Origin of the sequence: Stappia sp., from assembly GCF_048268045.1 — a bacterium.
Classification (GTDB): Bacteria; Pseudomonadota; Alphaproteobacteria; order Rhizobiales; family Stappiaceae; genus Stappia.
Map to the genome: position 1 here is coordinate 148,168 of NZ_JBLWWG010000007.1, position 14,919 is coordinate 163,086.

Here is a 14,919-nt window from a genome sequence, read left to right on the forward strand (position 1 = left end):
CGTTCCGCAGGTTCCGGAGCCCGTACTACGGGCGCTGTGGGAGCCAATAGGCCCCGGGTCAAGCCCGGGGTGACGGTGGTGCGGGGGGCGCGGCCGGCGATGCGATGGCTGGCTATGTGGGGGGCAGAGATGAGGACGGTGGCCGGCGATGTGGCAACCGGCGGTGTAGGCGAGCAGCGGCGGGTCGGCTGCTGTGGACGTTGGGGGGGCAGGTGGCGTGCGTGGCGTGCGTTTCGCGAAACGGAAACCAACCATTAAGCCTGTTGGGCGACACTGGCGGGAGAGAACGGTTCGTATTCAGTCAGGTCTCGTCCAAAGTGCCCTTCAGTGCCACCCGCTACCGTCGCAAGACCTTCCGCCAGCGCCTCACGGCTCCGGTCTTCGCGCTTGCCCTCGTCGGATATTTCGGATTCCATGCCCTTAACGGTGAGCTTGGTCTCGTCGGCAAGGCGCGGATCGAGCACCGCTATGCGGAGCTCGAGAAGGAGCTCACCCACCTTACGGCCGAGCGCGAGGAGTTGCAGCGCCGGGTCATGCTGCTTCGGCCGGAAAGCCTCGATCCGGACATGATCGACGAGCGCGCGCGAGAGAGTCTGAACCTCGTGCAGCCCCAGGAACTGGCGATCTTGCGCCCCCGGCCTCGCAACTGATTTTACTCGATTTCAGTTCAAAAGGTCGACTTAACGGATTTTCTGTTAATCTCTGAATTCGTTATTTTTGACAATCGCTTAGTGTGTGTTTGACATACCCGCGAGCCCGCCCCATTTCACTTCCACAAGCGCTCGGCTTCCGCTAGCCTAGCGTCGGGGAAACGCCGTTCCGAAACAGGAACGCCAATGTGAGGCGAGGGATATGGCAGCATCGTCAGCAAAGAGCGCCGGCGCGCGCGCGAAAGGCGCCGGCGGATCGCGCGGGGGGGCGGCCAAGTCCGCTCCGGAGATCGAGAAATTCACGAAGGAACAGGAGCTCGAGGCCTATCGGCACATGCTCCTCATCCGCCGCTTCGAGGAAAAGGCCGGCCAGCTCTACGGCATGGGCCTGATCGGCGGCTTCTGTCACCTCTACATCGGCCAGGAGGCCGTCGTCGTCGGGATGCGCATGGCATCGAAGGACGGCGACCAGATGATCACGGGCTACCGCGATCACGGCCACATGCTCGCCATGGACATGGACCCGAAGGGCGTCATGGCTGAGCTGACCGGACGCCGGGGCGGCTATTCCAAGGGGAAGGGCGGCTCCATGCACATGTTCTCCAAGGAAAAGCAGTTCTACGGCGGCCACGGCATCGTCGGCGGGCAGGTCTCGCTCGGCACCGGCCTCGCCTTCGCCAACCGCTACCGCGAGAACGGCGCCGTCTCGATGACCTATTTCGGCGACGGCGCGAGCAACCAGGGGCAGGTCTACGAGAGCTTCAACATGGCGGAGCTCTGGAAGCTTCCCGTGGTCTATGTGATCGAGAACAACAAATACGGCATGGGCACCAGCGTCGAGCGCGCCTCGGCGACGACGGACCTTTCGCATCGCGGCGCCTCCTTCGGCATTCCCGGCGAGCAGGTCGACGGCATGGACGTACGCGCGGTCAAGGCGGCCAGCGAAAAGGCGCTTGAGCACTGCCGTTCGGGCAAGGGGCCCTACATCCTGGAGATGATCACCTATCGCTACCGCGGCCACTCCATGTCGGATCCGGCGAAATACCGGTCCAAGGAGGAGGTGCAGAAGATGCGCACCGAGCACGACCCGATCGAGCAGGTGCGCAAGCGTCTTCTGGACGAGGGCTGGGCAAGCGAGGACGACCTCAAGGCGATCGACAAGAAGGTTCGCGAGATCGTCGCCGAGGCGGCGGAATTCGCACAGACCGATCCCGAGCCGGATGCGTCCGAGCTTTACACCGACATTCTCCTCTAAGGGTGGGGCGCAAAGATGCCGATTGATATTCTGATGCCGGCCCTCTCGCCGACGATGGAAGAGGGCACCCTGGCGAAATGGGTGAAGAAGGAAGGTGACTCCGTATCGGCCGGCGATGTGATCGCCGAAATCGAGACGGACAAGGCGACGATGGAAGTCGAGGCGGTCGACGAGGGCACGCTCGGCAAGATCCTGATCGCCGAGGGCACCGAGAACGTCAAGGTCAATACGCCGATCGCGCTGCTGCTCGAGGAAGGCGAGGACGCCTCCGCCCTCGACGCGGCACCGAAGAAGACCGCCGAAGCGCCCAAGGCGCAGGGCAAGGCGGAGGAGGCTTCGGCCAGCGCTCCCGCGGCGCCTGCCGCCCCGGCGGCGCCCGCGGCCAGCGAGCCCGACGTCCCCGAAGGCACGCCGATGGTCCAGTCGACCGTTCGCGAGGCCCTGCGCGATGCCATGGCCGAGGAAATGCGCCGCGACGGCGATGTGTTCCTGATGGGCGAGGAAGTCGCCGAATACCAGGGCGCCTACAAGATCTCGCAAGGGCTGCTCGACGAGTTCGGCGCGCGCCGTGTGATCGACACGCCGATCACCGAGCACGGGTTCGCCGGTCTCGGCGTTGGCGCGGCGATGGCGGGCCTGCGTCCGATCGTCGAGTTCATGACCTTCAACTTCGCCATGCAGGCGATCGACCAGATCATCAACTCGGCCGCCAAGACGCTCTACATGTCGGGCGGCCAGATGGGCGCGCCGATCGTGTTTCGCGGGCCGAACGGCGCGGCGGCGCGTGTCGGCGCGCAGCACAGCCAGGACTATGCCGCCTGGTATGCCCATGTTCCGGGCCTCAAGGTTGTGCAGCCCTGGTCGGCGGCCGATGCCAAGGGTCTGCTCAAGGCGGCGATCCGCGATCCGAACCCGGTGATCTTCCTCGAGAATGAGATCCTCTACGGTCAGACCTTCGATCTGCCGGACGTCGAGGATTTCGTCCTACCGATCGGCAAGGCCAAGGTGGAGCGCGCCGGTACGGATGTGACCATCGTTTCCTGGGGCATCGGCATGACCTACGTCATGAAGGCGCTCGAGGAGCTGGAGGCGCAGGGCATCTCGGCCGAGGTCGTAAACCTGCGCAGCATTCGCCCGCTCGACATCGACACGGTGCTCGCCTCGGTGAAGAAGACCGGCCGTCTGGTGACGGTCGAGGAAGCCTTCCCGATGTGCTCCGTCTCGGCCGAGATCGGCTATCAGGTGCAGGAGAAGGCCTTCGACTGGCTCGACGCGCCGATCCTGCGCGTGACCGGCAAGGACGTTCCGATGCCCTATGCCGCCAATCTCGAGAAGCTGGCGCTGCCGTCGGTGAAGGAAGTCATCGACGCGGTGAAAGCCGTCACCTACACGGCCTGAGGGGGACCAAGCCATGCCGATCAAGATTTTGATGCCGGCCCTCTCGCCGACGATGGAAGAGGGCAACCTGGCCAAGTGGCTGGTGAAGGAAGGCGACAGCGTTTCCTCCGGTGACGTGATCGCCGAGATCGAGACCGACAAGGCGACCATGGAAGTGGAAGCCGTCGATGAGGGAACCGTCGGCAAGATCCTCGTGGAGGCCGGCGCCCAGGGCGTGAAGGTCAACGAGGTGATCGCGCTGCTGCTGGAAGAGGGTGAGGACGCCTCGGCGCTCGACGGCGTCGGCAACGACAACGGCGGGCCCAAGGCTTCCGGGAGCGAGGCGCCGTCCGGCAAGGACGAGGCCCCCGCGACGGCGTCCGAGGACAAGCCGGCCGCCGATCGGGGACCGGTCGCCTCCGGCGAGGAGCCGGCCAAGGCCCCGCCGCCGCCGAGCGCGCAGGATGGCGGGCGCATCTTCGCCTCGCCGCTCGCGCGCCGTCTTGCCGCCGAGGGCGGGCTGGACCTTGCCGCGATGACGGGCTCCGGCCCGCACGGACGCATCGTCAAGCGCGATGTTGACGAGGCGCTGAAGTCGGGCACCGCGCGCAAGGGCGCGGAGGCTCCGAAGGCGGACAAGGCTACCGCCGCCGAGGCGCCGAAGGCGACGGCCCCGGCCGGGATGGCCGACAGCCAGATCCTCAAGCTCTTCGAGGAAGGCTCCTACGAGGTCGTGCCGCATGACAACATGCGCAAGACCATCGCCAAGCGGCTGACGGAATCGAAGCAGACCGTGCCGCATTTCTACCTGACGGTGGATTGCGAGCTCGACGCGCTGCTGGCGCTGCGCGCCCAGCTCAACGACGCCGCGCCGAAGGACAAGGACGGCAAGCCGGCCTACAAGCTTTCGGTCAACGACATGGTGATCAAGGCGCATGCGCTGGCGCTCAAGGCCGTTCCGATGGCCAACGCCAGCTGGACCGACGGCGGCATGCTTGTTCACAAGCACGCGGACGTCGGCGTTGCGGTCGCCATCGACGGGGGGCTGATCACGCCGATCATCCGCCGCGCCGAGGAAAAGCCCCTGTCGCTCATCTCCAACGAGATGAAGGACCTGGCCGCGCGTGCCCGCACGCGCAAGCTTCAGCCGCAGGAGTACCAGGGTGGAACCACCTCGGTCTCCAACCTCGGCATGTTCGGCATCAAGGACTTCGCCGCCGTGATCAACCCGCCGCATGCCACCATCCTGGCGGTCGGCGCGGGCGAGAAGCGGGCCGTGGTGAAGAACGACGAGCTGGCCATCGCCACGGTGATGTCGGTGACGCTGTCGACCGACCACCGCGCGGTCGACGGCGCGCTCGGCGCCGAACTGGTCAAGGCGTTCAAGCAGTTCATCGAAAACCCGATGTCGATGCTGGTATGACCGTTGGCGGCGGCCGGGAGATCCCCCGGTCGCCGCCGGTCCTTTTAGCCCTTTGCCATATCCGGGCGGCAGCCGGCGCGCTCCAATCTTGCGCCCCGCCGTCCGAGCTGGAGGATTTTTCATGAGCGGCACGTCCTACGACGTCATCATCATCGGCTCCGGCCCGGGCGGCTACGTGACCGCGATCCGTGCGGCCCAGCTTGGCCTGAAGACGGCCATCGTCGAGCGCGAGCATCTGGGCGGCATCTGCCTGAACTGGGGCTGCATCCCGACCAAGGCGCTGCTGCGCTCGGCCGAGATCCTCGACAATGCCAACCACGCCAAGAGCTTCGGCCTGAAGCTCGAGGGTAAGATGACGGCGGACGTGAAGGACGTGGTCGCCCGCTCGCGCGGCGTCTCGGCGCGCCTCAACGGCGGCGTCGCCTACCTGATGAAGAAGAACAAGATCGACGTGATCTGGGGCGAGGCGAAGCTGACGAAGCCCGGCGAGATCAAGGTGGCGAAATCGTCGAAGCCGGTCGTCGAGCCGCAGAACCCGGTTCCCAAGGGCGTCAAGGGCGAGGGCACCTACACCGCGAAGCATATCATCGTCGCGACCGGCGCACGCCCGCGCGCGCTGCCCGGCATCGAGCCGGACGGCAAGCTGATCTGGACCTATTTCGAGGCGATGAAGCCGGACTTCATGCCGAAGTCGCTGGTCGTCATGGGCTCGGGCGCCATCGGCATCGAGTTTGCCTCCTTCTACCGCTCCATGGGCGTCGACGTGACCGTCGTCGAGGTGATGTCGCAAGTGATGCCGGTGGAAGACGCCGAAATCTCGGCGCTCGCGCGCAAGCAACTCGAAAAGCGCGGCCTGAAGATCATGACCGAGGCCAAGGTTGCCAAGGTCGAGAAGGGCGCCAACTCGATCACCGCCCATGTCGAGACGAAGGACGGCAAGGTGAAGAAGATCACCGCCGACCGCCTGATCTCCGCCGTCGGCGTGCAGGGCAACGTCGAGGGCCTCGGCCTTGAGGACCTTGGCGTCAAGACCGACCGTGGCTGCATCGTCATCGACGGCTACGGCAAGACCAACGTGCCCGGCCTCTATGCCATCGGCGACGTCGCCGGCCCGCCGATGCTCGCCCACAAGGCCGAGCACGAGGGCGTCGTGTGCATCGAGAAGATCGCCGGCCTGCCGAACGTCCACGCGATGGACAAGGGCAAGATCCCGGGCTGCACCTACTGCAACCCGCAGGTCGCCTCCGTAGGCCTGACGGAAGCGAAGGCGAAGGAGGCGGGCCGCGAAATCCGCGTCGGCCGCTACAGCTTCAACGCCAACGGCAAGGCCATCGCGCTCGGCGAGGACCAGGGGATGATCAAGACCATCTTCGACAAGAAGACGGGCGAGCTGCTCGGCGCGCATATGGTCGGCGCGGAAGTGACCGAGTTGATCCAGGGTTTCGTCGTCGCCATGAACCTGGAGACGACCGAGGAAGAGCTGATGCACACGATCTTCCCGCATCCGACGCTTTCGGAGATGATGAAGGAAAGCGTGCTCGACGCCTACGGCCGCGTGCTGAACGCCTGACAAGCCTTTCCCGCGCGGCTGCCATGTGCGCGCGGGGTTTGCTGTCGCAGCGCGAAAGGCTAGGCTGAGCCAACAGTTCGGGATCGCGGCAAGGGTGCTGGACCCGCAAGCAGGAGACTAGCGCATGGACGTGAAGAACATCGTGATCTGGTGCGTCATCGGCCTCATCGCCGGCTGGCTGGCAAGTCTCATCATCGGCGGTGGGGGGCTGGTCCGCTATCTGCTGACCGGCCTCATCGGCGCGTTCGTCGGCGGCTTCCTGTTCAACGCCATCGGGATCAACATCAATCTCGGCAATGTCTTCGTGAACCAGATCGTGATCGCCGCCATCGGTGCGATCGTGGTGGTTCTCGCCGCCCGCCTCATCGCCTGAGCGGACGCGGCAAGCCAGCGACGGATACAAGGATCGACAGATGGGTTTTCTCCTCTGGATCGTCATCGGCCTCATCGCGGGCGCGGTGGCGCATCGTGTCTTCGACAGCCGGGGCGGCTTTCTCGGCAGTCTGGTCGTCGGACTGATCGGCGCGCTCGTGGGCGGCAAGCTTGCGGACCTGCTGCGGCTGCATGTCACGGGCGGGATCATCGACCAGCTTCTGCTGGCGACCGTCGGGGCGGTGCTTTTCCTGTTTGTCTGGCGCAAGATCAGGGGGCGGTGACAGGCCGTCCGGTTTCTCGGAAATCCCACAGGCCGACGCGAAACCCCGCGCCCTGGAACCTTCGTCCTGCTTGACGAAGCGCACGAAGAAGGACAAGTGAGGGCCATGGTAACGATCCTCGACACGATCTCGAACAAGCCCGAGGGCGCGGAGCGCCCGCGTCATCCGGAAAAGGCCCACCGCCCGGACAATCCGATCCAGCGCAAGCCCGCCTGGATCCGGGTGAAGGCACCGACGTCCCCGGTCTACCGGGAGACGCAACAGGTGGTGCGCTCCAACAACCTCGTCACCGTGTGCGAGGAAGCCGGCTGCCCGAACATCGGCGAGTGCTGGTCGAAGAAGCACGCGAGCTTCATGATCCTCGGCGATACCTGCACGCGCGCCTGCGCCTTTTGCAATGTGCGCACGGGCATGCCGGGACCGGTGGACGAGAACGAGCCGACGGGCGTCGCCGAGGCGGTGGCGACCATGGGGCTGGAGCATGTGGTGATCACCTCGGTCGACCGCGACGATCTCGACGACGGCGGGGCCACCCATTTCGCCAATGTCATCCGTGAGATCCGCAAGCGCGCGCCGAAGACCACCATCGAGGTGTTGACGCCGGACTTCCTGCGCAAGCCCGGCGCTCTGGAGATCGTGGTCGAGGCGCGACCGGATGTCTTCAACCACAATCTGGAGACGGTGCCGTCCAAATACCTGACCGTGAGGCCGGGCGCGCGCTACTTCCACTCGATCCGCCTGCTGCAGCGGGTGAAGGAACTCGACCCGACCATGTTCACCAAGTCCGGCATCATGGTCGGTCTCGGCGAGGAGCGGAACGAGGTTCTCCAGCTCATGGACGATCTTAGGACGGCGGATGTCGACTTCCTGACCATCGGCCAGTACCTGCAGCCGAGCTCCAAGCACCACGCCGTGGCACGCTTCGTGACGCCCGACGAGTTCAAGGCCTTCGAGAAGATCGCCTATGCCAAGGGCTTCCTGAAGGTTTCGGCAAGCCCGCTGACGCGTTCGTCGCATCACGCGGGCGAGGATTTCGCCGATCTCGTGAAGGCGCGCGCGGCGAAGCTCGGAGCCGCCGTCATCTAGTCGAATGGCCCGCGCCGCGCTCCGGCAGGAGACGCGGCGCGCTGCCTTTTCGCGCGCTGATGCGTGACCCATCGACCCGCAAAGCCGTCGAGAAAGAATGCCTTCGTTCCAGACCGTTCACAAGGTGGCGCATTCCGCCCAGGACATGTTCGCGCTCGTTGCGGATGTGGAGAAATACCCGGAATTTGTACCGCTCTGCGAGGGGCTTTCGGTGCGCGGCCGTCGCGACAACGAGGATGGGACATCGCTTCTCGTCGCCGACATGACGGTTGCCTACAAGCTCTTCCGCGAAACCTTCACAAGCCGGGTGACGCTGTTTCCGCAAAAGGGCGAGATCCTGGTGGAGTATCTCGACGGCCCCTTTCGCCATCTCGAGAACCGCTGGACCTTCGTGCCGGTGACCGACGACAGCAGCGAGATCGGCTTCTTCATCACCTATGAATTCAAGAGCCGCACGCTGAGCGCGCTGATGTCGGCGATGTTCGATCGGGCGTTCCGCAAGTTCTCGGATGCTTTCGAGGCGCGCGCCGACCGGGTTTACGGCCCGGCCTGAAGTCCGGACCTCGCACACGAAAGAAGGCCGCTCCTTCCGGGACGCGGCCTTTTTTATAGGGCGGATGCGCCGGCGCTCAGCGCGCGTGGTAGGACGAACTGACGTTGCCGGAATTCTTGAAGCCGGAGAAGGCGCGGCTGATGTGGCGGAAGCGGTCGCGCCGGTTCAGCGCCTCGTCACTGGCATACATCACGTCGACATTGTCTTCGTCGATGCCGATATCGGCGAGTTTGACCTGATCGGCCGGGTCCTTGCACACATGCACCCAGCCCTTGCCGACGTTGAACTCAAGGCCGACCACGCGCCCTTCATCCGCCTCGTAATTCATCCAGGCGACGGTCTTGGCGCGCACGAAATAGGGGCGCCCGCAGAAGGTCACCTTGTGCAGGTTGCTGCCGGTGCGGTCGTACAGGCGATGGCCGGAATGGAACGAGCCATCCGGCAACCGTGAAACGATGAACATGTCTTCCGCGGCCAGAGATGTCGCCGGACAGACGAACATCAGGAGGGCCGCGAGTGCGGAAATACGCATGAACTGGTCCTCTTCCCCGCCATATGCTCGCCGTTTCGCCTCAAAATATCAACTGCCCGACCAACAACCCCTCGGTGTGCTGAACGCGTGGTGTCAGGGGTCGATAAAATTGGACAGAGCGGCAAGGGCCCGTCGTACGGTGGCGAGGCGGATTGCGCCACGGCTTTCCTCCGGTCCGAACCGCTCCTCAACATGTTGCGTCGGCTGGCCTTTTCTCGCAATCCCGAAATGTACCAAGCCAACGGGCTTGTCCGGTGAGCCGCCGCCAGGGCCGGCAATGCCGGTGACCGCGACGGCAAGATCGGCCCGGGATGCGGCCAGCGCCCCCTCGGCCATCGCCAGCGCGACCTCGCGGCTGACCGCGCCGTGCGTCTCGATCAGCGCCCCGGGCACGCCGATCATCTCCATCTTGGCTTCGTTCGAATAGGTGACGAAGCCGCGGTCGAGCACGGCGGAGGATCCCGGCACCTCGGTCAGCACGCCGGCGATCAGTCCGCCGGTGCAGGATTCGGCCGTGGCGATCATCAGGCCGCGCTGCGCGCAGCGCGTCACCAGGGCGGCGGCATCGTCGAAAAGCGGGGCGAGGTCGGTCATGCGGGCTCCTTGCCGTCGTCCCCGGTGGCCGGGTCGGGGAGGGCGAGCGGCAGCTTGACGGTCGCCGTGGCGAGCGCCGCGATGCCTTCCGAGCGGCCGGTGAAGCCGAGCTTCTCCGAGGTCGTCGCCTTCACCGATACCCGGTCGAGGGCGAGCCCGCAAATCTCCGCGATGCGCGCGCGCATGGCCTCGCGATGCGGGCCGATCTTGGGGTGTTCGCAGACGATCGTCGCGTCGAGGTGCTGGATGCGGCCATTCCGCCCGGCGATCCTTTCGGCCGCGAAGCGCAGGAAGATATCCGAGGAGGCCTTGTGCCACTCCGCCTCGCTCGGCGGGAAGTGGTGGCCGATGTCGCCATCGCAGATGGTCGCGAGCAGCGCGTCGGTCAGCGCGTGCAGCACCACGTCGGCGTCCGAATGTCCCTTGAGGCCCATGTCGTGCGGAATGGCGATGCCGCCGAGCATGACATGGTCGCCCGGCTCGAAGGCGTGAACATCATAGGCGGTGGCGACGCGCGTCTCGCCCAATTCGGCGAGAAGGTCGGCCATCCTGAACTGGCGGTCTGCCTGCATGAGGTCCTCCGAGGTGGTGATCTTGACGTTGGCCGGGTCGCCCGGAACGATGGCAACATCGAGCCCGGCCCACTGGGCGACGGCGGCATCGTCGGTGAGGTGGGTGACGCCGGCGGAGGCGGCCGCCTCATGGGCGTTGAGGATGGCGTCATAATCGAAGGTCTGCGGCGTCTGCGCCGCGTAGAGGCCGCTGCGCTCGACCGTGTCGGCAACGGAAGCGCCGACCGCGTCGGCCCGCTTCAGCGTGTCGGACACGGCGATGGCGGCAAGCGTCGCCTTGTGGCCGCGCATCAGCGCGTTGACCGAGGCGGCGATCACCGCCGGGCTGACAAAAGGCCTGGCCGCGTCGTGGACAAGCACGCGGGAGATGCTGTGCTCGGCAAGGGCGCGCAGGCCGAACAGCACCGACTGCTGCCGCGTGCTGCCGCCGGAGGCGGGAGGCAGCAGGCGGTAGGGCGCCTCCAGTCCTGCAACGGCCTGCCGGTAATGGTCGCCGTCGTCGGGGTGGATCACCACCATCACCTTGCCGATCTGGGGAGCGGCCGCGAGCGCCTGCAACGTGCGGCGCAGCACGGTCTGTCCGCCGATGGCGCGGTACTGCTTGGGCGCGCCGTCGGCGCCGACGCGCGAGCCGCGTCCGGCGGCGACGACCAGGACGGCCGTGCCATCGGCAGCGGCTGTATCCTGGTCCTGTCTCCTGGCGGCGGGCATTCGATCACTCCTCGGCGATTGGCGAGCTGTGCGGTTGCGGCATGTTTCGCATGCGGGTTTTGTCGGTTTCCTCCCGTCCCGACAAGAGTTAAGTGCAATGCGGAAAATTGGCCCTTGCGACAAGATAGCCAATGACTATTATCTAGGCACAATGGGAAGTGCACATCATATGAGCAAGATGCTTCAGGATCCGGCGAATGACGCCCTGACCGTCGGGGGGCATGTTCTCGCGAACCGCGCGTTCCTCGCCCCGATGTCGGGCGTGACGGATGTGCCCTTCCGCCGGCTTGCCCACCGCTTTGGCGCGGGGCTGGTGGTGTCCGAGATGGTTGCCTGCGAACAACTGGCAGAGGGCGACGCCGATACGAAGCTGCGCAGCGAGGGAATCGACGGCGCGATCCACGTCGTGCAGCTCGCCGGCCGCGAGGCGCACTGGATGGCGGAAGGCGCGCGCATCGCCGTCGATGCCGGCGCGGACATCATCGATATCAACATGGGCTGCCCGGCGAAGCGCGTGACGACCGGCTATTCGGGGTCGGCGCTGATGCGCGATCTCGACCACGCGGTGACGCTGATCGAGGCCACGATCGCCGCCTCCAGCGTTCCCGTGACGGTGAAGATGCGCCTTGGCTGGGACAGCGACAGCCTCAACGCCCCGGAACTCGCGGCACGCGCCGAGGCGGCGGGCGTGGCGATGGTGACCGTTCACGGCCGCACCCGTTGCCAGTTCTACAAGGGCACGGCCGATTGGGATGCAATTGGCGCGGTGCGCGCGCGCATCGGCATTCCGCTGGTGGCCAACGGCGATTGCGCCAGCGCTGCGGACGCTCGCGACATGCGGGTGCGCTGTGGCGCGGACGCGGTGATGATCGGGCGCTCCTGTTACGGCCGGCCCTGGCTTGCCGGACAGATCGGGGCGGAGCTTGCCGGGCGCGAGCCGGTGGCGACGCCCGCCGGTGAGACGCTGGCCGATCTCGTGTGCGAGCACGTCGGGATGATGCTTGATCACTACGGAACGGCGCGGGGGCTGATGCTCGCGCGCAAGCACATCGCCTGGTATCTGGACGCGGCCGACGGCGACATGCCCGGCGAGGCGCGCAAGGCGCTCCTGACCTCGACGGACCCGCGCTTCGTCCTGGCGACGCTGGCGCGCTGGTTTTCATCCGCAACACGCCTTGGGGAGGCGGCATGACAGACGTTCATCACATCGCGACGCCGCACTCGCTCAACGGGGCCATGGCACAGGTGCTCGACGCTCTTCCGCATCCGGTCATCCTGGTCGACCCGCAGGGGCGCATCGCCGAGGCGAACATGGCCGCGGAAAGCTTCTTCCGCGCCAGCGCCCCGGTCATGCGCCGGCATCCGATCTCCCATTTCGTGCCGTTCGGCAGCCCGCTGCTGCTGCTGATCTCGCAGGTGCGCGAGCGCGGCGCGCCGGTCAACGAATACAAAGTCGACATCAGCTCGCCGCGCATCGGCGCGGAGAAGATCATCGACATCATCGCCGCGCCGGTCAACGACCGGCCGGGCGCCGTGGTCTTGATGCTGCAGGAACGCGGCATGGCGGAGAAGATCGACCGCCAGCTGACCTCGCGCGGCGCGGCGCGCACGGTCTCGGGTCTGGCGACCATGCTCGCGCATGAGATCAAGAACCCGCTCTCGGGTATTCGCGGCGCGGCCCAGCTCCTGGAGGGATCGGCGGCCGAGGAAGACCGTCCGCTGACCCGGCTGATCATGGACGAGACCGACCGGATCGTGAAACTCGTCGACCGCATGGAAGTCTTCTCCGACGAACGGCCGATCGAGCGCGAGCCGGTCAACATCCACGTGGTGCTCGATCACGTCCAGCGCCTCGCACAGTCTGGCTTCGCCCGCAACGTGCCGATCAGCGTCGAATACGACCCCTCGCTGCCGCGGGTCTATGCCAACCGCGACCAGCTCGTGCAGGTGTTCCTGAACCTGGTGAAGAACGCCTGCGAGGCGATTTCCGAACATCAGGGCGGCGAGATCACGCTGACGACGGCCTACCGGCCGGGGATCCGGCTTTCCGTGCCGGGTTCCTCGGAGAGGGTCAGTCTGCCGCTCGAGTTCTGCGTTCGCGACAACGGTCCGGGCGTGCCGGAGGACCTGCTCCCGCATCTCTTCGACCCTTTCGTTACCACCAAGGCCAATGGCTCCGGCCTCGGCCTCGCGCTTGTCGCCAAGATCATCGGAGATCATGGCGGCGTGATCGAGTGCGACAGCCAGCCCGGCCGAACCTCATTTCGCATCCTGATGCCCGCCTACGCGGAGCATGACGAGACCTGAACCCCGGGGAACCCGACCATATGCCAACCGGTACAATCCTCGTCGCCGACGACGACGCCGCCATCCGCACGGTGCTGAACCAGGCACTGTCGCGGGCCGGCTACACCGTCCGACTCACCTCCAACGCGACGACGCTCTGGCGCTGGGTGTCGTCCGGCGACGGCGATCTGGTGATCACCGACGTGATGATGCCGGACGAGAACGCCTTCGACGTGCTGCCGCGCATCAAGAAGATGCGGCCCGACCTTCCGGTCATCGTCATGAGCGCGCAGAACACGTTCATGACGGCGATCCGCGCCTCGGAGAAGGGCGCGTATGAATATCTGCCCAAGCCCTTCGACCTGAAGGAACTGACGACCATCGTCGGGCGGGCGCTTTCCGAGCCGAAGCGCCAGCGCATCGAGCATGTGGAAGAGCCGGGCGAGAACATCCCGCTGGTCGGCCGCTCGCCGGCGATGCAGGAAATCTACCGGGTTCTTGCGCGGCTGATGCAGACGGACCTGTCAGTCATGATCAATGGCGAGTCGGGCACCGGCAAGGAGCTGGTGGCACGCGCGCTCCACGACTACGGCAAGCGGCGCAACGGTCCGTTCGTCGCCATCAACATGGCGGCGATCCCGCGCGACCTGATCGAGGCCGAGCTCTTCGGTCACGAGAAGGGGGCCTTCACCGGCGCGCAACAGCGCTCCGCCGGCCGTTTCGAGCAGGCCGACGGCGGCACGCTCTTCCTCGACGAGATCGGCGACATGCCGATGGAGGCGCAGACCCGCCTCCTGCGGGTGCTCCAGCAAGGCGAATACACCACCGTCGGCGGTCGCGTGCCGATCCGCACCGACGTACGGATCGTCGCGGCGACCAACAAGGATCTGCGCCAGCTCATCAACCAGGGGCTCTTCCGCGAGGATCTCTATTACCGGCTGAACGTGGTGCCGATCCGCCTGCCGCCGCTGCGCGAGCGCACGGAGGACATTCCCGATCTGGTGCGCCACTTCTTCGCGCTTGCCGAGAAGGAAGGGCTGCCGGTCAAGCAGATCGAGGCGGCTGCCGTCGACCGGCTGCGCCGCTACCGCTGGCCGGGCAATGTGCGCGAACTGGAAAACCTGGTGCGTCGCCTCACCGCGCTCTACCCCCAGGACGTGATCTCCGCCGCGCTCATCGACACGGAGCTGAGCCAGCCGACGGCCCCGGCCGAGGAGGAGGAGAACGCGCAGGTCGATCTCTCGGGGTCGGTCGAGCGATACCTCAATGCCTATTTCCAGGCCTTCGGCGACGCGCTGCCGCCTCCCGGCCTCTATCACCGCATCCTGCGGGAAGTGGAATATCCGCTGATCGGGGCGGCTCTGGCGGCAACGCGGGGCAACCAGATCAAGGCGGCGGAACTGCTCGGGGTGAACCGCAACACGCTGCGCAAGAAGATCCGCGACCTTGACGTGCAGGTGATCCGCTCGACGCGCTGATGCCCGGTCGCGGGCGGGGGGGAGGCACGCCGCGGCGGGCCACCGCCCGCGGCCGACGCTCCGGTGCGCGGGCGTTTGAATTGACCGCAAACCTGTCGTATTTTGGCAACATTGTGTGTTAAGGGTGCCGCATCCGCGTGCAGAAACAGCGCGTGCCGATTCCAGACAATGGTAGT

15 protein-coding genes are annotated in these 14,919 nt (G+C 66.0%); 12 read left to right on the forward strand and 3 right to left on the reverse strand.

The features are described 5' to 3' along the window. The first annotated feature begins 317 nt into the window (after positions 1 to 317). From ACN0WF_RS13020 to ACN0WF_RS13060, 9 genes are all read left to right on the forward strand, one after another. Positions 318 to 650: an FtsB family cell division protein gene (locus tag ACN0WF_RS13020; RefSeq protein WP_417773257.1), complete on the forward strand. Its 333-nt coding sequence runs from the start codon at positions 318 to 320 to the stop codon at positions 648 to 650. Positions 651 to 852: 202 nt separating this feature from the next. Beyond that, on the forward strand, positions 853 to 1,905 hold the full coding sequence (pdhA, locus tag ACN0WF_RS13025) for a pyruvate dehydrogenase (acetyl-transferring) E1 component subunit alpha (protein ID WP_417773258.1): 1,053 nt from the start codon (positions 853 to 855) through the stop codon (positions 1,903 to 1,905). 15 nt (positions 1,906 to 1,920) lie between these two features. After that, positions 1,921 to 3,303 (forward strand): pyruvate dehydrogenase complex E1 component subunit beta, encoded by a 1,383-nt coding sequence (locus ACN0WF_RS13030; protein ID WP_417773259.1) that lies wholly within the window; start codon positions 1,921 to 1,923, stop codon positions 3,301 to 3,303. A gap of 13 nt (positions 3,304 to 3,316) precedes the next feature. Further along, complete coding sequence (locus ACN0WF_RS13035) at positions 3,317 to 4,705, forward strand: pyruvate dehydrogenase complex dihydrolipoamide acetyltransferase (protein ID WP_417773260.1); 1,389 nt, start codon at positions 3,317 to 3,319, stop codon at positions 4,703 to 4,705. A gap of 121 nt (positions 4,706 to 4,826) precedes the next feature. Further along, positions 4,827 to 6,275, forward strand: coding sequence for a dihydrolipoyl dehydrogenase (lpdA, locus tag ACN0WF_RS13040; protein ID WP_417773261.1), 1,449 nt, complete (start codon positions 4,827 to 4,829; stop codon positions 6,273 to 6,275). Positions 6,276 to 6,399: 124 nt separating this feature from the next. Then, on the forward strand, positions 6,400 to 6,648 hold the full coding sequence (locus ACN0WF_RS13045) for a GlsB/YeaQ/YmgE family stress response membrane protein (RefSeq protein ID WP_417773262.1): 249 nt from the start codon (positions 6,400 to 6,402) through the stop codon (positions 6,646 to 6,648). A 40-nt stretch (positions 6,649 to 6,688) separates the two neighbouring features. Then, the gene (locus ACN0WF_RS13050; protein ID WP_417773263.1) at positions 6,689 to 6,931 is read left to right on the forward strand and encodes a GlsB/YeaQ/YmgE family stress response membrane protein; all 243 of its coding nucleotides are present in this window, start codon (positions 6,689 to 6,691) and stop codon (positions 6,929 to 6,931) included. Positions 6,932 to 7,036: 105 nt separating this feature from the next. Beyond that, positions 7,037 to 8,017, forward strand: a complete 981-nt coding sequence (gene lipA / locus ACN0WF_RS13055) for a lipoyl synthase (protein ID WP_417773264.1) — start codon at positions 7,037 to 7,039, stop codon at positions 8,015 to 8,017. 97 nt (positions 8,018 to 8,114) lie between these two features. Continuing rightward, positions 8,115 to 8,570, forward strand: coding sequence for a type II toxin-antitoxin system RatA family toxin (locus ACN0WF_RS13060; protein ID WP_417773265.1), 456 nt, complete (start codon positions 8,115 to 8,117; stop codon positions 8,568 to 8,570). 76 nt (positions 8,571 to 8,646) lie between these two features. On the opposite strand, the gene ACN0WF_RS13065 is transcribed toward ACN0WF_RS13060, so the two are convergent. From ACN0WF_RS13065 to ACN0WF_RS13075, 3 genes are all read right to left on the reverse strand, one after another. Then, positions 8,647 to 9,102 (reverse strand): hypothetical protein, encoded by a 456-nt coding sequence (locus ACN0WF_RS13065; protein ID WP_417773266.1) that lies wholly within the window; start codon positions 9,100 to 9,102, stop codon positions 8,647 to 8,649. A 93-nt stretch (positions 9,103 to 9,195) separates the two neighbouring features. Then, positions 9,196 to 9,696, reverse strand: a complete 501-nt coding sequence (locus ACN0WF_RS13070; protein ID WP_417773267.1) for a CinA family protein — start codon at positions 9,694 to 9,696, stop codon at positions 9,196 to 9,198. Continuing rightward, a complete protein-coding gene (locus ACN0WF_RS13075) occupies positions 9,693 to 10,979 on the reverse strand; it encodes a bifunctional 2-C-methyl-D-erythritol 4-phosphate cytidylyltransferase/2-C-methyl-D-erythritol 2,4-cyclodiphosphate synthase (protein WP_417773268.1) in 1,287 nt (428 codons plus the stop codon). Before ACN0WF_RS13075 ends, ACN0WF_RS13070 begins: the two co-directional genes overlap by 4 nt. A gap of 169 nt (positions 10,980 to 11,148) precedes the next feature. Between ACN0WF_RS13075 and dusB the strand changes: the two genes are divergently transcribed. From dusB to ntrC, 3 genes are read left to right on the forward strand one after another with little or no spacing between them, the layout of a single operon-like run. Further along, the gene (dusB, locus tag ACN0WF_RS13080; protein WP_417773269.1) at positions 11,149 to 12,171 is read left to right on the forward strand and encodes a tRNA dihydrouridine synthase DusB; all 1,023 of its coding nucleotides are present in this window, start codon (positions 11,149 to 11,151) and stop codon (positions 12,169 to 12,171) included. Next, positions 12,168 to 13,286 carry a two-component system sensor histidine kinase NtrB gene (locus ACN0WF_RS13085; protein WP_417773270.1) on the forward strand — a complete coding sequence of 373 codons (1,119 nt, stop codon included), beginning with the start codon at positions 12,168 to 12,170 and terminating at the stop codon, positions 13,284 to 13,286. Before dusB ends, ACN0WF_RS13085 begins: the two co-directional genes overlap by 4 nt. Positions 13,287 to 13,306: 20 nt before the next feature. Further along, positions 13,307 to 14,743: a nitrogen regulation protein NR(I) gene (gene ntrC, locus ACN0WF_RS13090; protein ID WP_417773271.1), complete on the forward strand. Its 1,437-nt coding sequence runs from the start codon at positions 13,307 to 13,309 to the stop codon at positions 14,741 to 14,743. Positions 14,744 to 14,919: the final 176 nt, after the last annotated feature.